This window comes from Actinoallomurus oryzae (genome assembly GCF_039541955.1).
Classification (GTDB): Bacteria; Actinomycetota; Actinomycetes; order Streptosporangiales; family Streptosporangiaceae; genus Actinoallomurus; species Actinoallomurus oryzae.
In genome coordinates this window covers 124,365-144,112 of the sequence record NZ_BAABHF010000010.1, presented here as the reverse complement: position 1 = coordinate 144,112, position 19,748 = coordinate 124,365, and the positions used below count along the sequence as shown (strand labels likewise).

General features: G+C 72.3%; 19 protein-coding genes. 6 read left to right on the top strand and 13 right to left on the bottom strand.

Annotation, left to right across the window (positions count from 1 at the left end; translation table 11 throughout):
• Nucleotides 1-73: 73 nt before the first annotated feature.
• Nucleotides 74-568, top strand: coding sequence for a GntR family transcriptional regulator (locus ABEA10_RS05540; protein WP_345458999.1), 495 nt, complete (start codon nt 74-76; stop codon nt 566-568).
• Entirely contained in the window at nt 568-738 is a 171-nt protein-coding gene (locus tag ABEA10_RS05535; RefSeq protein ID WP_345458316.1) for a hypothetical protein, read from the top strand. Before ABEA10_RS05540 ends, ABEA10_RS05535 begins: the two co-directional genes overlap by 1 nt.
• 305 nt (nt 739-1,043) lie before the next feature.
• Here ABEA10_RS05535 and ABEA10_RS05530 read toward each other — a convergent pair whose 3' ends face one another.
• The gene (locus ABEA10_RS05530; RefSeq protein WP_345458314.1) at nt 1,044-1,505 is read right to left on the bottom strand and encodes a PPOX class F420-dependent oxidoreductase; all 462 of its coding nucleotides are present in this window, start codon (nt 1,503-1,505) and stop codon (nt 1,044-1,046) included.
• Nucleotides 1,480-2,808, bottom strand: a complete 1,329-nt coding sequence (locus ABEA10_RS05525) for an MFS transporter (protein WP_345458312.1) — start codon at nt 2,806-2,808, stop codon at nt 1,480-1,482. The genes ABEA10_RS05530 and ABEA10_RS05525 overlap by 26 nt, the downstream gene beginning before the upstream one ends.
• A gap of 56 nt (nt 2,809-2,864) precedes the next feature.
• Here ABEA10_RS05525 and ABEA10_RS05520 point away from each other — a divergent pair, with 56 nt between their 5' ends.
• On the top strand, nt 2,865-3,839 hold the full coding sequence (locus ABEA10_RS05520; protein WP_345458310.1) for an ArsR/SmtB family transcription factor: 975 nt from the start codon (nt 2,865-2,867) through the stop codon (nt 3,837-3,839).
• 26 nt (nt 3,840-3,865) lie between these two features.
• On the opposite strand, the gene ABEA10_RS05515 is transcribed toward ABEA10_RS05520, so the two are convergent.
• Together ABEA10_RS05515 and ABEA10_RS05510 are read right to left on the bottom strand one after the other, a co-directional pair.
• Nucleotides 3,866-5,068, bottom strand: coding sequence for an epoxide hydrolase family protein (locus tag ABEA10_RS05515; protein WP_345458308.1), 1,203 nt, complete (start codon nt 5,066-5,068; stop codon nt 3,866-3,868).
• A gap of 207 nt (nt 5,069-5,275) precedes the next feature.
• The gene (locus ABEA10_RS05510; protein WP_345458306.1) at nt 5,276-5,974 is read right to left on the bottom strand and encodes a hypothetical protein; all 699 of its coding nucleotides are present in this window, start codon (nt 5,972-5,974) and stop codon (nt 5,276-5,278) included.
• A gap of 168 nt (nt 5,975-6,142) precedes the next feature.
• On the opposite strand from ABEA10_RS05510, the gene ABEA10_RS05505 reads away from it, so the two are divergent.
• Nucleotides 6,143-7,114, top strand: coding sequence for a sulfotransferase domain-containing protein (locus ABEA10_RS05505; RefSeq protein ID WP_345458304.1), 972 nt, complete (start codon nt 6,143-6,145; stop codon nt 7,112-7,114).
• On the opposite strand, the gene ABEA10_RS05500 is transcribed toward ABEA10_RS05505, so the two are convergent.
• The 3 genes from ABEA10_RS05500 to ABEA10_RS05490 form a co-directional block, all read right to left on the bottom strand.
• Complete coding sequence (locus ABEA10_RS05500) at nt 7,078-8,199, bottom strand: glycoside hydrolase family 26 protein (protein ID WP_345458303.1); 1,122 nt, start codon at nt 8,197-8,199, stop codon at nt 7,078-7,080. The genes ABEA10_RS05505 and ABEA10_RS05500 overlap by 37 nt on opposite strands.
• A 63-nt stretch (nt 8,200-8,262) precedes the next feature.
• Nucleotides 8,263-9,774 (bottom strand): oligosaccharide flippase family protein, encoded by a 1,512-nt coding sequence (locus ABEA10_RS05495; protein ID WP_345458302.1) that lies wholly within the window; start codon nt 9,772-9,774, stop codon nt 8,263-8,265.
• Between the two features lie 28 nt (nt 9,775-9,802).
• Nucleotides 9,803-11,542 (bottom strand): tyrosine-protein kinase domain-containing protein, encoded by a 1,740-nt coding sequence (locus ABEA10_RS05490; protein WP_345458301.1) that lies wholly within the window; start codon nt 11,540-11,542, stop codon nt 9,803-9,805.
• Between the two features lie 152 nt (nt 11,543-11,694).
• Here ABEA10_RS05490 and pssD point away from each other — a divergent pair, with 152 nt between their 5' ends.
• Nucleotides 11,695-12,168: a PssD/Cps14F family polysaccharide biosynthesis glycosyltransferase gene (gene pssD, locus ABEA10_RS05485; protein ID WP_345458300.1), complete on the top strand. Its 474-nt coding sequence runs from the start codon at nt 11,695-11,697 to the stop codon at nt 12,166-12,168.
• A complete protein-coding gene (locus ABEA10_RS05480; RefSeq protein ID WP_345458299.1) occupies nt 12,165-12,668 on the top strand; it encodes a glycosyltransferase in 504 nt (167 codons plus the stop codon). The genes pssD and ABEA10_RS05480 overlap by 4 nt, the downstream gene beginning before the upstream one ends.
• A 29-nt stretch (nt 12,669-12,697) precedes the next feature.
• Here ABEA10_RS05480 and ABEA10_RS05475 read toward each other — a convergent pair whose 3' ends face one another.
• The 6 genes from ABEA10_RS05475 to ABEA10_RS05450 all read right to left on the bottom strand — a co-directional run bounded on the left by ABEA10_RS05475 (nt 12,698) and on the right by ABEA10_RS05450 (nt 19,560).
• Nucleotides 12,698-13,615: a glycosyltransferase family 2 protein gene (locus tag ABEA10_RS05475; protein ID WP_345458298.1), complete on the bottom strand. Its 918-nt coding sequence runs from the start codon at nt 13,613-13,615 to the stop codon at nt 12,698-12,700.
• Nucleotides 13,616-13,670: 55 nt separating this feature from the next.
• Entirely contained in the window at nt 13,671-15,125 is a 1,455-nt protein-coding gene (locus ABEA10_RS05470; protein WP_345458297.1) for a hypothetical protein, read from the bottom strand.
• A complete protein-coding gene (locus ABEA10_RS05465; RefSeq protein ID WP_345458296.1) occupies nt 15,113-15,955 on the bottom strand; it encodes a sulfotransferase domain-containing protein in 843 nt (280 codons plus the stop codon). Before ABEA10_RS05465 ends, ABEA10_RS05470 begins: the two co-directional genes overlap by 13 nt.
• Complete coding sequence (locus ABEA10_RS05460; protein ID WP_345458295.1) at nt 15,952-17,082, bottom strand: hypothetical protein; 1,131 nt, start codon at nt 17,080-17,082, stop codon at nt 15,952-15,954. The genes ABEA10_RS05465 and ABEA10_RS05460 overlap by 4 nt, the downstream gene beginning before the upstream one ends.
• Entirely contained in the window at nt 17,079-18,422 is a 1,344-nt protein-coding gene (locus ABEA10_RS05455) for a hypothetical protein (RefSeq protein WP_345458294.1), read from the bottom strand. The genes ABEA10_RS05460 and ABEA10_RS05455 overlap by 4 nt, the downstream gene beginning before the upstream one ends.
• Before the next feature lie 61 nt (nt 18,423-18,483).
• Complete coding sequence (locus ABEA10_RS05450) at nt 18,484-19,560, bottom strand: glycoside hydrolase family 26 protein (RefSeq protein ID WP_345458293.1); 1,077 nt, start codon at nt 19,558-19,560, stop codon at nt 18,484-18,486.
• Nucleotides 19,561-19,748: the final 188 nt, after the last annotated feature.

Below are 19,748 nucleotides of genomic sequence, written 5' to 3'. Positions count from 1 at the left end.
TGCGGCACGCTGAAACGCGGCCGCCTCGGTTCCGCCATCGGCCAGGTCCGGGCCGAACACTCTCCGGCGATCACTGACGTCGCCGTACCAGCAGCTCGTGCAGCAGGTGCGCCCTGCACTGCGCCTGGGACTGCTTCGGGAGGGCGACCGGCTGCCCACGGTCAAGGAGGTCGTCGCCCAGCTGGCGATCAACCCGAACACCGTGCTCAAGGCCTGCCGGGAGCTGGAACCCCAGGGGCTGGTGGCCCCGCGCCCGGGCATCGGGACGTTCGTGACCCGGACGCTCACCGACTCGACGCTCGCCGCACTCGGACCGCTCCGTCGAGACCTGCGAGACGATCGACGCCTCCGGGCACGTCGTGCGGCGCATCAGCGTGCCCGCGGAAACCTGCACGCCCGTGGCGTCCCCCGAAAGGGGTGGCCACCCGCTGCCCCAGTCGCCCACGGCTACGCGGTGGTCGGCATCGACCAGACGTACGAGAGCCTCGCCACGGCCTTCCCCGACGGCCGGTCACCACGTGCGTCGCCTGCGAGGCCGGCAAGGGCGAGGAGTTCAGCCAGAAACTGATGCGGACGCGGGCGGCCGACGTGTCGCTCGACGAACTGATCGGGCCGCATCCGAAGTGGAAGGGCTCCGCGCTGATCGACCCGTCCCGGATCGCCATGGCGGGCCACTCCGTGGGAGGCGCGGGCGCCGTCGAGGCCCTGCTGACGGACTCGCGCGTACGAAGCTCGTAACCGGATGGCGGCGCTGGCTCGTGGTGTCCGGCGCGGAGCACGCGTCCCTCACCAATGATCTGCTGCGGGTCGAGCAGCTCGGCGTTCACCACAACCCCGACCTGTCGGGAGCCCGTGCCCTGGAGGCCGCCCGCGCCTACGTCGGCGCGTTCTTCGACCGGCATCTGCGGCACCAGCCGCAGCCGCTGCTGGACAGGCCGTCGTCGCGCCATCCCGAGGTCAAGATCTGCCCCCGGCCGCGAAGACCTGCGGGTAGCGGGAACACACGTCCCCGGAGACCGCTCGGTCCGATCCGCCGCGGACGTCTACACGCGGCCGGGCGGGAAGCCTCCGGTGGCGATCGGGCCCCATGACTCGATGGTGATGCGGATCAGCGACTTGTTCTGGCGGTGCATCGCCTGGCGGTATTCGTCCCAGTCGGGGTGTTCGCCGGCGATGCACCGGTAGTACTCGACGAAGTCGTCCTCGGCCTCGGGCATGTCGAGCACCTCGGCACGGCCGTCGACCTGGACGTACGGACCGTTCCAGTCGTCGGACAGCACGCAGATGGAGACCCGCTCGTCGCGGCGGGCGTTGCGGGCCTTGGCGCGTTCGGGGTAGGTGGAGACGAGGATGCGGCCCTCACCGTCGACCCCGCAGGACACCGGGGACAGCTGCGGGCGCCCGCTGGAGCGGGTCGTGGCGAGCAGTCCGTGGTGGCGCGGGCGGAGGAAGTCGAGCAGCGCGTCGCGGTCGACCCGGTCAGCGGTCGCGATCTTCGGGGACATCGAACCTCACCTCCGCCGGGTGACCGGCGGTCGACATCGTGGGACGTTTCGATCCTTCCACGCCGTCGCCGCGCCCGGATCCGCGGGTGCGCGGCGCCGCGACGTGACGGACCAGGGCGAGTACGGCGAGCAGCGCGGCGAGCCCGCAGACGCCCCACCATCCGAACCGGCCGTACGCGCGGGCGCCGAGCCAGGAGCCCACGCTGCCGCCGAGGTAGGCGCAGGTCATGTACGCCGTGTTGACCCTGCTCCTGGCCTCGGGCCGCAGGGCGTAGTTCCGTACCTGGTTGGCGACCATCCCGGACTGCATGGCGACGTCGAGCAGCAGTGAGCCCAGCACGAGTGCCGTGAGGCCGGCCGTCCCGCCCCGGGCGCCGCCCGCGAGGACGAGAGCCGAGACGATGACGCCGACCATGCACACGAGGTTGACCGCGTCGGGCCCGTGGCGGTCGGCCAGGCGTCCCGCGATCGGCGTGCAGACCATGGTCCCGGCGTTGACCAGGGCGAGCGCTCCGACCGCCCGGATGCTCAGGCCGTACGCCGGGCCGGTCAGCAGGAGCGCGACGCCGGTCCAGACGGCCGAGAACCCGGCGAAGATCGTGGCCTGGTAGAAGCAGGACCGGCGGAGCTCCGGCTCGTCGCGCAACAGGCGCAGCGACGCGGACAGGAGCGCCGGGTACCGCTGCCCCGACGGCGGGGACGTCCGCGGCAGCGTCCGGGCGAGGACCGCCGCAAGGGTCAGGGAGAGCGCGGCGGCCAGCAGGTACGGGGCCCGCCAGCCCAGCCACTCGCCCAGCGCCCCGCCCATCGTGCGGGAGAGCAGCATGCCGCCGATGGAGCCGCTCAGGAGGGTGCCGCTGACCACTCCGCGTCGGTCCTCGGGTACCAGTCCGGCGGCCATCGGACCGATGATCGGGGCCACCACCGTCGCGAGGCCGATGAGAGCACTCGCGCCGGCGAGTGGGGGAAGGGCGGGCGCGGCGCTCGCGCCGAGCAGTCCCGTCCCGGTGAGGCCGAGCAGGGCGACGACCAGGCCGCGGTGGGGGAGCCGGTCGCCGAGCGGGACGAGCAGGAAGATCCCGGCCGCGTAGCCGAACTGCGTCGCGGTCACGACCAGAGCGGCCGAGCCGGCGCCGATGTGCAGGCCGGCGGCGACCGACGGGCTGATCGCCTGCGGGAAGTAGATGTTGCCGACGGCCACTCCGCAGGTGAGGGCCAGGAGCAGGATCATGCGGCGGCTCGGCCGGACCTCCGCGAGGTCCTCGTCCGGCACGGCCGCCGGACGTCGATCGGTAACGGTCATGGAGCGAAGTCCACGGCACCGGCGTCCCGCCGCCAATCGATGTAGCGTATGACTTAATGATCAGCTTTGTGCTGGGCGTCGAGGACCTCGCCGACACCCGGTTCGCCCTCTCACCCCTGCACGAGACCGTGCTCAGCCTCCGCGTGCTCCGCGATCCGAGCCTGTCCGCGCTGCACCTGCCCTGGCGGCGGTCCGTCCTCGGCCGGATCGGCGCGCTCGACACCGAGCTGCTGATGTCCCTGGTCGGCCCGCGCCGCACCCTGCCCGACTTCCTCACCCCGCGACCGGTCACCTTCGCCGCGGCGTTCGAGGACGAACTGGCCGTCGTCCGCCGGACCGGCCCTGGCCTGGTCCGCCGCGACCTGCTCGCCGCACACGCGCCGGATCCGGTCCCCGCCGCCCTGCGCGAGGTTACGGCCGGTGAGGAGCGCGTCGCCGGGCTCTGCGACGCCATCTGCGACCTCGTCCAGCGGTACTGGGAACTCGCCGTCGAGCCCGCCTGGCCGCGGATGCGGCTCGTGCTGGAGGCCGACATGACCTACCGTGCGCGGCGACTGGCCCTCGGCGGCGCGCGGCTGCTGTTCGCCGACATGCACCCGAACCTGCGCTGGGACGACGGAGTGCTGCACATCGACAAGATGATCAGCCGGCACCGGGTCACGGCCGCGGGACGGGGACTGCTGCTGGTGCCGTCCGTCTTCTCCCACAAGCCCGCGCCGCCGGTGAGCCCCGAGGAGCCGCCGATGCTGGCCTATCCCAGCCGCGGGGTGGCGACGCTGTGGGCCACGCCCCCTCCCGCCGACGCGACAGCTCTCGCCTCGCTCATCGGCAGGCCGAGGGCGCGGCTGCTCGGGCTGCTCGAAGAACCGCTGCCCACGGTGGAGATCGCCCGTCGCCTCCGCGTCACCCCGAGCGCCGTGTCCCAGCACCTGCGCGTGCTGTACGCCACGGGCCTGGTCACCCGGGCCCGCGACGGACGGCAGGTCCTGTACCGCCGTAGCGAACTCGGCGACCGGCTGACCACCCGGTGACGATCGCCACCGGGCGGTCATGGAGATCAGCGCAGCGAGCGGAAGAGGGTGCGCAGGTCCCCGGCGAGGAGCGCGGGCTCCTCCATCGGCATGAAGTGGCCGCCCACGGTCGGGCCCCGCCACTGCCGCAGGTCGGCGTAGCCACGCTCGGCCAACGACCGCGGCATGTCACGGAAGACCGGCTCGGCGCTCATCGTCACTCCGGTGGGCACCGTGACGACCGGCCGGGCGGGCGTGGCGAACCAGTCGTAATACTGGCGGAACGACGAGCCGATGGTGCCGGTCGCCCAGTACAGCGTGAGGACGGTCAGGAGGTCGTCGCGGTCGAACCGGCTGTCCAGGTCGCCGCCGCAGTCGCTCCAGTCGCGGTACTTGTCCACGATCCAGGCGGCCAGCCCGGCGGGGGAGTCCTGCAGCGCCGCCGCGATCGTGTCCGGACGGGTGCACATGATCTCGCTGTAGCCGCGGTCCTTCTCGTCGAAGGCGTCCAGGGCCTCCGCCCACGCGCGTTCGGCGTCGGTGAGGTCGTCCTGGTCCGCCGGCGCGCTGGGATGGATGAGATGGATCCCGACGACACTCTCGGGATGGAGGGCAGCGAGCCAGTTCGTCACGCCGCCGCCGATGTCGCCGCCGAAGGCGCCGTACCGGGCGTACCCGAGTTCCTCGGTCATCAGCCGGTGCCAGGTCTCCGCCGTCGTCTGACGGGTCATGAGCCCTCCTCCGTCGGGAGGAGTGACCACAGGGGCATGTCTTTTGATTCCCTCGCTCCGCTCGGTCATGGGACGACCTGGCGGCAGGTCGGAGAACAGGAAGCCGGGCAGCGAGGGGATGACCACGTCGAACGCGTCGGCCGGGTCGCCGCCGAAGCGTGCCGGGTCGGTCAGCAGCGGCACGAGCGGCAGCATCTCCACGAAGCTGCTCGGCCAGCCGTGCGTCAGGATCAGCGGCAGCGCGGGCCGCCCGCCCGCCGCGCGTACGTGCACGAAGTGGATGCGCTGCCCGCCGAGGTCGGCCCGGTGGTGCGGCAGGCGGTTGAGCTCCTCCTCGGCCTTGCGCCAGTCGAAGCCGTCGGCCCAGTGCTCCAGCAGCGATCGCAGGTAGTCCGGGTCGGTGCCCGCGGCCCACGGCTCGGGGCTGGACGCAGGAGTGAAGCGTGTACGGCGAATGCGGTCACGCAGATCCGCGAGCACGTCATCGGAGACGTCGACGCGGAAGGGAGAGACGGACATGAGTCCTCGAATCCTCAGGATCGGAGGGCGTCTCCCCGGCGGTCGTCAGCGGGTGGAGGCGACGAGGAGGAACGCCCGGATGTCACGAACGGCGAGCATCGGGCCACCTCCTCTCCTCAGCGCGGGCTGACGCGCTCATCATGCCATGAACCCGTGATGGGCCGCGAACCGCGATCGGTCCGCGGCCCCGAGGCCTGTGCCGGCCGGTCAGATCGCCGCGGGGGCGTCCGGGCCCGGGCCCCCGGAGGAACCCTGCTTGCGGCGCCACAGGAGGAACCCGCCGATGGCCAGGACGAGCACGACGACGACGCCGACGATGCCGTAGAGCACGCCGTTGCCGCCGGAGTCCTTCTTGGCCGCGGCGACCGGCGTGGTGCTGGGCTGGTCGGTCGCGCCACCGGCCGATGCGTCCGTGCTGGGCTGCGCGACGGCCTTCTTGCGCGGGTTGACGGTCGGGTGCTTGCCGCTCATGAGATCCAGGAAGGTCAGCACCTCGGACTTGGGGTTGCCCGCCTTCCTGGCGCGGGAGAGCAGGCCGTTGACCTTTGAGCTCGGCAGGGCGTTGGAGAAGGCCTGCAGGCGCGTGCCGGTGAGGATGAGGTAGGTGCGGTTCGGCTCCTGCCTCAGCCGGCTGATCACCGGCGCGGTGGAGGTGCCGGCGGGCAGGACGACGACGCCCGCGCGGCCCGCGCTCTCGATGGCGGCGCGCAGCTTGTCGAGGTCGGCGTCGGACTTGAGATAGGACGCGCTGGAGTCGACGTAGTAGCCGTCCTCGGAGACGGATTCCGCGACGAGCTCGGGATCGATGCTCACCGCGTGGGCGGGTACGGCGTGCCAGCCCGCGAGGAGCAGAAGAGCGGCCGCCAGCACGGCGGGCAACAGGGCGCGGCGTACGCGGATGTCCATAGGGGGGTCAACTCCTGGTCGATTCTGCGGCAGAGAATGAGCTTAGCGATGCTCGGGCCCGTAAGGACGTGAGGAGCCGAAACCCGCCGCCGCACGGATACGCTGAGCGGACCCCGGCGCCGCGCCGCGGGCGGGGCGATCAGCATGACGATCCTTGGAGACTTCTCAATGGCGGGCAGAACCGGTCCTCGCGTCCTGTTCATCGGCGGGCTGGGGCGCAGCGGCTCCACGCTCCTCGAACGGATCCTGTGCGAGCTGCCGGGCGTCTGCGGGATCGGGGAGATCGTCCATCTGTGGCAGCGCGGGCTGGTCGACGACGAGCGATGCGGTTGCGGCGCGCCGTTCTCCCAATGCGAGTTCTGGCGACGTGTCGGGGACGCCGCCTTCGGTGGCTGGCCGAAGATGGACATCGCGGCGTTCCAGGCGCTGAAGGACTCGGTCGACCGCACCCGTTTCGTTCCCCTGCTGGCCGGGCCGGCTCTCGGCGCCGGACTGCGGCGGCGGGTCGCCGACCACGACGACGTGTACCGGCGCCTGTACGAGGCCGTCCAGGACGTGAGCGGGTGTGACGTCGTGGTGGACTCGAGCAAGCACGTCTCCCTCGCCTCCTGCCTGCGCTGGTCCGAGGCGATCGATCTGCGTGTCCTGCACGTCGTACGCGACGCGCGCGCGGTCGCGTACTCATGGTCCAAGACCGTCGCCCGGCCGGAGGCGGTCGACGGCTCCGCCGAGGGCGCGTACATGGCCCGCTGGTCCGCCGGGAAGACCGCTCTGCACTGGGACGCGCAGAACCTCGGGTTCGGGGCGCTCGCCCGGCGGGGCGTTCCGACACTCCGCGTGCGCTATGAGGACTTCATGCGCGCGCCCGCCGAGACCGTACGCGAGATCGCGGTCTTCGCCGGGCTGGAGCCGACGGTTCCGCTGCCCTTCGACGGGGACGTGGCCGTGCGCCTCAGCCCGAACCACCAGGTGGCCGGCAACCCCATGAGGTTCCGCACCGGCCGGGTCGAGCTGCGCGCGGACGAGGCGTGGCGGACGCGGCTGAACGGCACCCGGCGGCGGCTGGTGACCGGTCTGACCCTGCCCCTGCTCGCCCGCTACGGCTACTTCACCGGCGACGCCGGCCGCGCTCGCACGTGACGCACCGACCGCCTGCGGAGCCCGACGGTGACCAGGCCGGCCAGGACGGTCGCCGCCGCGACCGCGGCCAGCACGTACGCCGACCGTGAGCGCCGGCGCCGGGCCGGGCAGTCGCCGATGTCGCAGGCCGACCGCGCGGAGAACACCGGGGCCGCCGCCATCGCCCGCCAGGCGGACTGCGCCCCGGCCGACGTGCGGTTGTCGAAGTCGCACGTCGTGCCGGCCATCAGCTTGGTGAACCGATCGTCCCAGTGCAGGACCGCGCGGTACTGCCGGTAGGCGGGGGTGGCGAGCAGGCGGGTCAGGTTCTGCATCCACTCGCCCTTGTGGTCCGGCCGGGCCCGGTCCTCCACCGTGCCCCATTCGAGCAGCATGAGGCCCTTGCCCGGGTGCCGGAGGCCGAACCTCCGCTGGGGTTCGAGCAGCTCCGCGGGGCCCTGCCACGCGCCGGACGATGAGTGGCAGGTGTTCCAGTTGTAGGTGTCGGCGCCGATGTCGTCGACGTAGGCGTCACCCGGGTAGTAGGTGTCCGCGCGGGTCAGGCCGTTGCCCGCGCTCGCGCCGAAGGCCGGGCCGGTCAGCGTCCACACGTAGCGGGCGTTGCGCACTCCGGCGGCGCGATAGGTGCCGACGAGATGACGCCAGGCCGCGATGAAGTCGGCCGGCGTGCCCATCGGGCGGGAGGTCTTGGCGTCGGGCTCGTGGTTGAAGACCACGTAGACGACCGCGCGGAACCGCTTGATCTGGGCCGCCTGCCGGAGCATGTCCTTCTGCAGCGGGCTGCCCCGCCGCGCGGAGGCGATGTCGCGCCAGCTGATCAGCGCGCCGTTCGTACGCCGCGACTTGATCGACAGGAACACGACATGGCCGGTCTTCTTGGCCCACTGCTGGTCGGCGGTGAAGAGCGGCTCGCCCCAGCGCCGGAACACGCGCATGCCCGTCAGGTGATGGCCCGCCTCCTGCTCCCGCTGCTGGACCTCCTGCCGCGTCTGCGCGACGGTGCCCAGGATGAGGCGGTGGCCACCGGCCGGAGGTGTCGCGACCATGTTGCCGGCGAGCACCACCAGGGCGACCGCCGACCTCATGCCCGCACGGGAGCGGGCGGGCGCGGTGCGGTGTGCCGGCGGCGTGGCCGCGAACGGCTTGGATCAGGCATTGTCGGCTACCCCCTGATGACGCCGGCGTCCCGGTATGAGTGCGGCGAACGCGGTGAGCGCGAGACGGTCGCGCTGCGCCCACAGTAGCCCGGCGTAGCAGCCGGCTCCCAGGACCAGGCCCACCAGCGTGGCGGGCGTGCCGAACGCCAGCCGGACCGACATCGGGAGCACGCCGAAGCAGACCAGCGCGGAGGAGACGGCCAGGCCGAGGCCGGCCCCGGCCGGAGTCATCCCGAAGAGCCGGGACACCTGCGCCAGCATCAGGAGATTGCGGACCGCCAGCGCGGCGGCCCAGGCGATCGCCGCACCGGTGATGCCGAGCCAGGGGATGAGCAGGGCGTTCAGCGCCAGATCGACGACGAGGGCGGCGGCGCTGTTGACGAGGCTCAATCCGCTGCGCCCGGCCATCAGCAGCAGGACGTCGACCGGGCCGGTCGCCGTGGCGAGCAGCATGGCCAGCGCGAGGATGACCGTCGAGGACTGCCCGGCACCGGAGTAACCCGACCCGAACAGCGACAGGTAGATCGGGGCCGCGGCCGCCACCGAGAGATGGACCGGCCAGGTGAGCGCGACCGTCCACGTCGTGCAGCCGGCGAAGACCCGGGCCGTGGCCTCCCGGTCCTCCAGGGCGATCAGCCGGCTGACCGTGGGCTGCATGGCCTGCTGCACGGCCTGGGTGCCGAGCTGCCCGATCACCATGAACCGGGTGGCCGCGGTGTAGATCGCGGCGTCGCGCGGGGACGCGAGCGCGGCGATGAGCACGATGTCGGCACGTTGCAGCGCCGTCTGACAGATCTGCGCGACCGCCCGCGGAGCGGTGTAGCGCCAGAACTGCCGCGCCAGCGCCCGGGTGTCGGCCGGACCGCGCCGCAGGCGGGCCGCGATGCGCCGGTACCAGACCACGGCGACGACCAGCCCGACCAGGTACGGAAGCGCCCAGGCGAGCGCGAGGCCGACCGGGTCGGTGGTGAACAGGGACGCGACCAGCACCCCGCCGACCTGCGCCACCTGACGGAAGATCTTCTCGATCGCCACGGTGGGCCGCATCGTGCCGTGGGCGCGGGTCGCGGCGAGCACGGCGTCGTGCGCGGCGGCGATCGGCAGGAAGACCGCCAGGACGCGCAGCATCGGCACGATCCGGCCGCCGCCGAGCGCGTCGGCCAGCGCCGGAGCGGACAGGGTCAGCGCGAGACCCGCCACACAGGCCACGGCCACGACGGGCACGAGCGCGACGGGCACCGTGCGCCGCGCCGACCCGTGGTCGTCGAGCGCGATCTGCCGCGGCACCCAGCGCAGCAGGCCGACGTCGCTGCCCAGCCCGGCGACGGCGTTCAAGATGATGAACAGCGAGTTGGCCGCGAAGAACGTACCGGCGATCTTCTGCGGGTAGGCGTGCGCGACCGCGAAGACCAGCGCGAAGCCCATGACGCCGGCGGACACCGCACCGGCCAGGTTGAGCGCGCCGCCCCGGGCGAGACGGGACAGATGGGGTTCGGCGGTCATCGGGGCGGCCGCGTACCAGAACGGGTCGTCATGCCTCGATGGCCTTGTGTACGGCGGTCTCGGTGGAGTCGGAGGAGTCGGCCGGCTCCTGGGGCGGCTCGGAGCCGGAGAACCGCGACCAGTCCGGTGAGGTGGAGGTGGTGCTCGTGTTTCCGGCCGTCGGCACGCCCTGCCTGCGGTCGGGCTCGCGTGGGCCGACCGGAGTGCCGGGGCCGACCGGGGCGCCCGGACCGACGGGGGTGCCGGGGGCGCCGGGGGCGCCGGGACGGTATTCGGGCTCACGCCTGGTGACCGCGGTGCCCGGACCGTCGGCGCGGTGCGAGGACGGCGGCCGGGACGGGCGGTCTCCCGTGACGGAGCGGCGGGCGCGGGAGTCTTCGACCACGGTGCCGATCACGACGGCGCCCGCACGCTCGGCCTCGGTGTAGGCCTGCTCGATGTCGGCGCGCGTGGTCTGGCCGAGCGTGACGACGATGAGGACGGCATCGGCCAGCGTGCACAGCGCCTGTGCGTTCGCGTCGTGCACGCTCGGCGCGTTGATCAGGATGTACTCGGCCTTGTCGCGCAGGAGGCGTACGGTCTCGCGCATGCGCGGGCCGCTGAAGCGTTCGGCGGCGGCGCCGGCGCCCGGCCCGCGGGGCAGGAGCCGCAGCTGGGAGTCGGCGTGCACGAGGAGCTGCGTCGGGTCGGTGCCGCGCATCAGCACGTCGGACAGGCCCTTGGACTGGCCGAGCCCGAACAGGGCCGACGGGCTGGTCTCGGAGAAGCTCGCGTCGACCATGATGGTCGCCGACCCGGCGTGCGCGAGCGCGACGGCCAGGTTGGAGCTGGTCAGCGTCGCCGAGGCCGCCGGGGTCGCGCTGGTGACCAGCAGGGTGACCGGGCGGTCCTGAACGGACGCGACGACGGCGGCGCGGAGGCGGCGGTACGCCTCGCCGGCCCGGCTCTTCGGCGCGGTGACGAGCACCAGTCCGCCCGCGGAGGAGACCGTGCTGAGCACCGGCACGCCGAGGCGCTGCACCGTACGGACGTCGCGCAGCCGCCGGTCGGAACGCTCGAGGGCGAGCGCGATGAGCAGGCCGGCGAACAGGCCGACGGCGAGCCCGGCACCGCCGAACGTCGCGGCGCGCGTGGTGAGGGAGCCGGTCGGCGGCTGGGCCGGAGTGATGACCGAACCCGGGTTGACCGGCGTCGCGGCGATGTCGTTGTTCTGCTCGTCGATGACGCCGAGCTGGTTGTTGTACGCGTTGATCCGCTGCTGGAGGTAGTTCTTCTGGGACGCGGGCGCGGTGGACAGCCGCTTGGTGGTCGCGGAGAGCTCCTGCTGGACCTTCTTCTCCTGCTCGCGGAGCTTGGCGGACTTGTCGTTCAGCAGGCTCTGCGCCCGCTGGGAGCGGTAGGTGAGGTAGCCGTTGGCGAACGCCTGGGCGCCGTCGCGCGCGGCGGTGGCGCTGGAGGCGGTGTAGGTGATCTGCAGGACCTGGGTGTTCGGCGGGACGGTCACCGCCACCTTCGAGCGGTCGCCGGCGCGGAACTTCTGCCGCACCACCTTCTCGACCGCGTCCGCCTGGACCAGCGCGGCCTCCGACTGGAGGTTCGTCAGGTCGTCGCCCCGGCCGTTGGTGGAGTAGGGGTTTCCGTCGAGCGGGCTGACGAGGACGGTCGCGGTCGCCTGGGCGCTGGCCGGCAGCAGCAGGCCGCCCGCCACTCCGACCACGGTGGTGGCTGCCGCCAGTGAACAGATGAGCCGGAGGTGGCGACGCGCCACCCCCGTCAATCGGCCTTGTGCATCCTGATCAGCCGCCATCCGCCGGTCTCCCTCGAAGTACGCCCCTGCCCAGGGTCATGCGCTCGCCACGACACTATCCTCAGTTCCCAAATCGGTCGTCAGCTCTTGAGGTTCCATTTACATTGATCGGCATGTCGGGAGATCAGGCGCACCGGGAGCACGCCCTTCTCGTGGCCTCCAGCGGTGGTCACCTTGCCCAGTTGTTGGCTCTTCGCCCATGGTGGCACGAGCGCGAGCGCACGTGGGTCACGTTCGGCACCGAGGACGCCCGGTCACAGCTGGACGGCGAGAACGCGGTGTGGGCGTACCACCCGACGACCCGCAACGTCCGCAACCTGGTGCGCAACTTCGCCCTCGCCGTCCGCGTCATGCGCCGCGAGAGGCCGCACGTCGTCGTCTCCACCGGGGCGGCCGTCGCGTTCCCGTTCTTCCTGGTGGCCAAGGTGATGCGCGTGCCGACGGTCTACATCGAGGTGTACGACCGGCTCGACTCCCCGACGCTCACCGGTAGGCTCTGCCGTCCCATCACCGACCTGTTCTGCGTGCAATGGGAAGAACAGACCCGCTTCTACCCCCGTGCGCAGGTCATCGGGAGCCTTTTGTGAGTTCGCTGGTCTTCGTCTCCGTCGGCACCGACCACCATCCCTTCGACCGGCTCATCCGCTGGGTGGACGCCTGGCTGCCCGAGGGCGTGCAGTGCGTCGTGCAGCACGGCACCTCGGCTCCGCCCCGGCGCGCCGAGGGCGTCGCCTACCTCGACCACGCCGCGCTCACCTCGCTGCTGGACGAGGCGGCCGTGGTCGTCTGCCACGGCGGGCCGACCACCATCACCGAGAGCCGCCGCCACGGCCGCCGCCCGATCGTCGTCCCCCGCGACCCGGCCCTGGGCGAGCACGTGGACGACCACCAGCAGCGCTTCTGCGCGCGCATGGCGGCCAAGGGTCTCATCAGCACGGCGGCCGACGAGGACGCCTTCCGCGGGCTCGTCGATCACGCGCTCGCCGCGCCGGACGACTACGCGGTGGTGGCCGACGGCGGTGACGTCGCCGAGTCGGTCGCGCGGTTCGGCGGCCTCGTCGCCGACCTGCTCGCCGGGCGGCGCTGACGCTCAGCGCTGACGCTCAGCGCCGAAGCTCAGATGCCACGGCCGGTGGCGTGCGCGAGCCGCAGCACCCGGTCGGCGCTGAGCACGCGCAGCGAGACCGCCAGCGCGAGGTAGGCCCGGCGCTCCCGCCAGGAGCCCCGCAGCGTGCGCAGCGCCCACGTACGCGCCTCGGACCGCTCGCCCAGCGCGGCGTGCGCGAAGGCGATCTGGCCTTGCACCCGGGCGAGGCCGCGCGGGTCGTCGGCGAAGGCCGGGTGCTTGCGCAGCAGGTACTGCAGCGCGTCGCTGATCGTGCGCCACTTGCGGTTGAAGTGCGACGTCCGGCCCCACAGGACGGTGACGAGCGGCTCGGCCACGACGGCGATGGGCCCGGCCGCCGCGGCCCGCAGCATCCAGTCGTAGTCCTCGCCGTAGCTGCCGGGGATGTCCTCGTCCACGAGGCCGATCTTGCCGAGGAACGCCGCGCGGCGGACGACCACGGTGGACGGGTGCGCCTCCATCACGCGGCGGCGCAGCAGCTCGGCGTACGTGACGTCCTCCGGGCGCGGCACCCTCGTGATGGTCTTGTCGCCGTAGCTGACGTGGATGCCCGACACCACGACGTCGGCGCCGGTCGCGGCCAGCCGCTCCGCCTGGAGCCGCAGCTTGGCCGGCAGCCACGCGTCATCGTCGTCGCAGAAGGCCAGCAGTTCTCCCGAGGACGCCGCCGCACCGGCGTTGCGTGCCCCGGCGAGCCCCTGAGTGCGGTCGTTGCGGACCACCACGACCGGGCGCCGCGGATTCTCCCGCGCGAGCGCGGTGTCCGGTTCGGCCTGGTCGAAGACGACGACGCACTCGACCGGTCCCGGGTAGTCCTGTACGCGTACCGCCTCGATCGCCTTGGCGAGCAGCTGCGGCCGGTCATGCGTGGCGATGATCACCGAAACGGACGGGTGCTCGGCAGTCACAAGTCCTCCTTCGTCGGTGAAGTGGCCGGGCGCGCGTGTTGTTCGCTTCGCTCGCTCACGACGACGACTCCTTCTGATGAGTGATCACGATGCCGCGCGGTGGGGCGCCGGCGCTGACCAGGTGAGAGATGGCCGCGATGAGCGGCCGGTCGGTGACCAGCTTCAGGGCGACGGTCACGAGCGTCAGGTCCGAGAGCGCGGCCAGGGTGACCGCCTCGGCGGTGTCGAGCGGAGGCCCGGAGATCACCACCACTCCCTTGCCGTGGTGGGCGCGCTCGACCGCCTGGGCCAGGCCGCGGTCACCATCGTTGATCGCCAGCGCCACGACGCGGAACGACCCCAGGCCGTCGTCGGGTTCGGCCGGCGGCTCGTGGCCGGGGTAGATCGGCGGCTGCCCGTCCGCGACCCGCAGCAGGGTGGTGGGCGCGCCGCCGTGCGCGAACGCGGCGGCCACGCTGACCGCGACGGCGTCGGCGGTGCCGCCGGGCATGCCGGTGACCAGCACGGTGCGGGCGTCTTCGGCGAAGGCCAGATTGCGCAACCGCCGCCCGGAGTCGGCGAGGTCCTCCCGGCCGGTGTCGCTCAGCACCGGCACCGGGATACGCCGTCGCACGTCGCGGGCGTACCGCAGCCGGCGGGGCCGCCGGTCGCGGACCAGCCCGATGGCGAGCCCGGCGAGCAGCCCGGTGCCCATGCCCGAGGTGCGGTTGACGTCCGAGCCGGGGTCATCGGGCCGGGACGGCTTGTCGGCCGCCCGGACCACCTGGGCGAACACGTCGTCGAAGGCCAGTTGTTTCTGCGCGTCCAGGATCTGGCGCTGCATGGCCTGGCGGCGCGTGCGGACCGTGATGCGGGTCAGCGCGGTCGGATCCTGGGGCAGCGCCTTCAGCTCGGCCTTCAGGAGGGCGACGCGCCGGTTGACCTCCTGCCGGTTGCGGGTCTGGTACTGGCCGATGACGCGGTTCCGCACCTTGACGAAGGTGCGGCCGACCACCCGGGCGCCCTGCCGCGCGTTGCCGGGCCGGTTCGCGCGGACGCCGATGATGAGGACGCGGGAGTACGGCGCGGCGGAGACGGTCACGCGCTCGGCGAGCCGATCGGTCGGGATCTTGAAGCCGGAGACGTGTCTGAGCTGCTCCAGCACTGTTCCGGAGGTCGCGAGCTGCGCCTCCGTGTCCATCGTCTCCAGGGTGGGTGCCTGGTCGACGGTCGCGAACGGCCCGGCGGCCAGCGGCGGCAGGCCGGACTCCACCGCGATCGGCGGGCACAGCACCTCCACCGTCGAGGTGTAGGTGTGCTGCACGGTGGCGGACCGCACCATGCCGAGAACCCCGCCGAGCGCGACGGTGGCGAGCAGCACCGGCCACTGCCGGCGCAGGAAGCCCCAGTAGCGGCCCAGCCGTACCTCGTCCGGCGGGGTCTCGTCGGGCGGGGCGATGGCCGCCGGGTCGTACTCGCCGATCGGCGGCCTTTTCGACGCGCTTGGCGACGGCGTGGTCAGCGACGCCACGGCGGGACCTCGCCCAGCAGGGCCGCCAGCCTTTCGTCGTGCGGCGCGAAGTGTTCGGTGAGGCGAGTGCGCAGCGCGTCGGGCAGCGATGAGCCGGGACGGGCGTTGTGGCGCTCGAAGGCGTCCGGCCGCCAGCGCGGCAGGCCCAGAAAGTCGACCACCGCGTCGTAGTGGGGTTCGGGCTCGGCGAAGAAGTCCTCGGCGAAGGTCACGTGGACCCGGTCGCGCCCGAACAGGCGGTACAGCACCTCGAGCTGGTCGGCGTAGCGGCCGCGGTCGAGGTAGGAATGGTGCCGGTGGCTATGGCTCAGGTAGTGCGGCTCGGACCGGATCCGCTCCACCTCGCCGGCCAGGCGCTCCTCTTCGAGCGCGAGCGCCCGCTCGAACGAGGGCTCGGTCTCGAACCCGCGCGCCAGCTCGTGCTTGTGCGCGGAGTAGGCACGCTCGACCGGGTCGCGCAGCAGCACGAGCAGTTTCACGCCGGGCAGGTCCGCGGCGATCCGCTCGGGCGCCAGCGGGTGGTGCATGTAGTAGCCGGCCGACTCGAACGCGAGCCGGTCGCCGCGGCGCAGCGGGAAGTGCCCGCGATACCAGGGCAGTCCGCGGGCGTAGTGCACGTCGAAGAAGTGCACGCCCTTGTGGAAGTTGGGCTGTGCGACGCCCGGGTGCGCGGCGAGCGCGCGGAACAGCGAGGTGGTGCCGCCGCGCTGCGTGCCGACGAGGAGGAAGTCGGGGAGCATGCGCGCGCCCGCGCTGAGCCGGCCCGCGGTGCGGGTGACCGCGCGCCCGCTCTCCTTCACCCACTGCGGGGCGTCGCGTCGCGAGATCAAGCGGTCCTCCCGGCGTTGGAGTGGAGCAGGTCGAGGAGCTTGGCCGCTCGGGGCCGCAGCGGCTCACCCAGCGCGCCCTGCGCGTCACCAAGGTAGCGGCGGGCCAGCTCCAGAAGGTACAGCTCGACGGTGATCGCGGCGGCCCGTCCGCGCATGCCATACGGCGCGAGGAGCTCCGGGTCCGGCCAGGTGTCGTACCCGCCGCCCGTCTGGAGCCGGTAGTGCGCGTAGTCGAGCCCGGCCGGCACGTCCGGGTCGTAGCGCTCCCAGTCCCACAGCTGGACCCGGCCGCGGTGCCAGGCCATGTTCCACGGAGCCCAGTCGCCGTGCCAGGCGCCGAACTCCAGCTCGTCCGCGCCGTACGCCGCGCCGATGCGTTCGACCACCTCGGCCAGCCGTTCGCGCTGGCGCGTGTCTTCGAGCGGCAGGTCGCCGAAACGGCGCCAGAAGGCCGTGGAGGCCAGGGGCACGCGGCGGGTCGCGCCGGTCAGCTCGCGCATCGCCGCGACCGGCGCCCGGCGCCGCGACCGGAACGACACCGCGCCGGTGGGCAGCGGGCTCAACACCAGCAGCCGCAGGCCGCGCCAGTCGCCGTGGTGCAGCACCCGCGGGACCCGCAGACCGGAGAACGACCGCTCGGCGAGCCGGGCGAGGGCGGCGGCCTCGGCCGCGACCAGCTCGCGCGCGGTCGCGGTGTCGCCGACCTTGACGAACGCCACCGGCTCGCCGTCCGGAGTGATCGCGTGCAGGATCGGCTTGCGGTTGGCGCGGGCGGAGCCGAGCCCGACGCTGACCACCACGCGCCGCGACAGCAACTCGCTCAGCCGATCCTCGATCGACTCTCCGGCTCCGGTGACGTGCAGCCGGTGCCGCAGAGTGCGGTCGGCGAGCCCGGCGCGCACCCCTGTGGCGGTCAGGGCGCGGACGACCCGCTGCGGCGCGCCGAGGTCGTGGCTGTAGCGCCGCAGCGCGCTCGCGGCGGCGGCGGGCAGCCCGGCGGGCAGGAGCAGCCGGGGCCGTTCGGCACTGGGCAGGAAGGCGAACTCGCGGAGCGCCGGCGTGCCGCCTCCGGAGCGGACCTCGGCGTCCGGCCACAGCGCGGCGACCGCGTCCGTCCAGGCCGTCACGCGTCCGCCTCGCGCCGGGCACGCCACATCAGCGCGACCGCGATCATCACCGTGTACAGCGGGACCTCCACCAGGTCGTAGATGAACAGGAACAGCCCGAACGCCAGCAGCACGCAGCAGCCGGCGACGCCGTACGCCGACCGTTCGCGCCAGTGCCGGGCGAAGCGGGTGAGGAAGAAGGCACCGAACGCCACCGTGCCGACGACGCCGTTGGCGAACAGCAGCAGCCAGAGGTGGCCCTGGGTGCCGAGCGGGGGCGCGCCGCAGGCCTTGCAGCCCGGCCGGTCGCCGCCGGTGAGGGAGCTGAGGTTGCCCTGGACCTGGCGCGTCGTGCCGAAGCCGACGATCGGCGAGCCGGTCAGCGCGCTGCGGACGCTCTGCTCGGCCAGGAGGGTGCGGCGGTTGTTGCTGTGCGGGTTGTGGATCCGCGCCTCGATCATGCCCGGCAGCGGAGAGACCGCGAACACGAGACCACCGACGACGAGGCCGGCCACCGCCAGCCGCAGCGCCCGCCGGCCGCCCCGGGCGACCATCTTCAGCCCGGAGAAGCAGGCGATGACGCCGAGCGAGATCCACAGGCCGCGGTCGAGGGAGTAGACCACCGGCCACAGGGAGGCGAGGAGGATGACGATGCCGGCGATCCGGCGCTTCGTGCCGGCCCGCCAGACCCAGGTGATGACGAAGAACGGCAGGAAGAAGGCGTACGCGGCGCCCCAGGTGTTGGCGTAGGCGAAGGGCGCCATCGGCCGCGCCTGCTCGTACCCGAGGATGGTGTCGACCTCGGCGGTCTTCGGATGGATCGCGTCGAGCAGGAAGGTGTTCTTGGTGTGCAGCACCATCTCCAGCGGAGAGGTGAGCTGCAGGTGCGGCGCGAACGTGCCGAGCAGCCCGCCCGCGGTCGTGACGATGAACATGTAGCCGAGCAGCCGCCCCACCCGGTCGGCGGGGAGTTCGTCGTCGCTGAGGTTGGCGACGTACAGCAGGACGATCGTCGCGGCGACGTACCAGGCGATGCGCCAGGCGAAGGCGAGCAGGCGGCCCATGCTCCCGCCCGGCACCGCGCCGGGGGCGTCGGCCCACAGCACACCGACGCCGATCACCACCCAGACGAGGAAGAGCAGCCAGGCGCCGAACCCGCGCGGGACCAGCAGGCGAGAACGCCTCTTGTAGAGGTAGACGCCCATGGGCACGCTCATGATCAGGAAGATCAGCATGCCGAGGCCGAGCAGCCACCAGACCGGGAAACCGAGGAAGATCACGGCCAGTGGCCAGCCGGGCCGGGCCCGCAACACGGCCGGCCGCGCCGTCACCCGTGCCGGAACGACCCTTGTTGTGCCCACCCTGGAACCCTGTTCTCATGTCGCCTGCGGAAGTCAGAGACTAACCCGCGGCGGCCCGTGCTCAGCGCCGTACGTTGAACTCCGGTCGCTTGCCGAGTTTCTTGAAGGCTCGCAGGGCCGAGGTCGAGGCGTCGATGCTGGTGTCACCGCCGTTCGGCATGTTCACCGCGTGCCTGGTGTCGTAGTAGGCCAGGGCCTTGATCCGGGGATACTTCGCGAACTGCTGTCCGACGGTCTGGTAGAACGCGGCCTTGCGCGCCGGGTCGCCCAGCACGGCCCACTCCGACAGCATCAGGGGTTTGCCGGGCAGGTACCGCTCGGCGTAGTCGTAAAAGCCCGGGAAGCCGAGTTCCTCCTGCGTCGCGGCGACCTTGTTCACCAGGTGGGAGAAGTCCTCGATGTTCGTCTTGGCGAACGGGTCGTAGCCGATCCAGTCGACGTAGGAGTCGCCCGGGTACAGGTCCTTGAACCAGGGCTTGGCCATGTAGCCGGTGTAGCCCATGAACACGACGGTGAAGAGGGCGTTGCGCGTCCCGTCGGCCCGGAACTTCTTGACGACATGCTGGAACATCGCGCGGTAGTCGGCCGCGGTGTAGCCGGAGTTCGGCTGGGTCTTGACCTCTTCCTCCGGCTCGTGGTGGATGACGAGCCAGAACTTCTTCCTGAAGTGGGCCTTGAGGTAGGACGCCTCACGGGCGATCTGCGCGTCGGCCGCGCCGTTCGCCACCTGCCGCCACGTCTTGCCCGCGTCGGGCTTCCAGTTCAGGACGAGCATGCGCCGCGCGCCCTTCTCGCGGGTCAGCGCGATCTCCTGCGCGGTGGGGAAGAGCTGGGAGCCGGAGTGGTAGCCGTGGTAGATGTCCACGGACCGGCCGATCTGCTGCTCGAACTGGTGCACCACGGGGGTCGGGTCCTGCCGTGCGCCGACCTCCGGGGTGACGCCCCACCAGGCGCCGCAGGAGGGAACGAGGTCGGCCGACACGGTGCACTTCTTCGGCTTGGCGGACGCGCTGCCGCTCCGCTCCGACAGCGGTGGAGCCTCGTCGTCGGCGCCGGCCGCGCACGCCGTGAGCGACGCCGCCGTGAGCAAGGCCAGAAAGGCGCGACCGGCGGAGCTCGCGGTCCTACGTCTGTCCATGGCAGCGCACTATAACCAGCGTGGCCACGAAGCGTGGGAAAGGGTGCGTAACGGATATCCGAGACGGGACGGTGACCTTAGCGCCGGGGATTGACCGGTGTTTTCCCCATTACTCTGCTTGAGCACGAGAACAACTCCCGAACTCGGCCATCCCCCGCTCGGCCGTGTGAGGGGCGCGCGGAACAGGA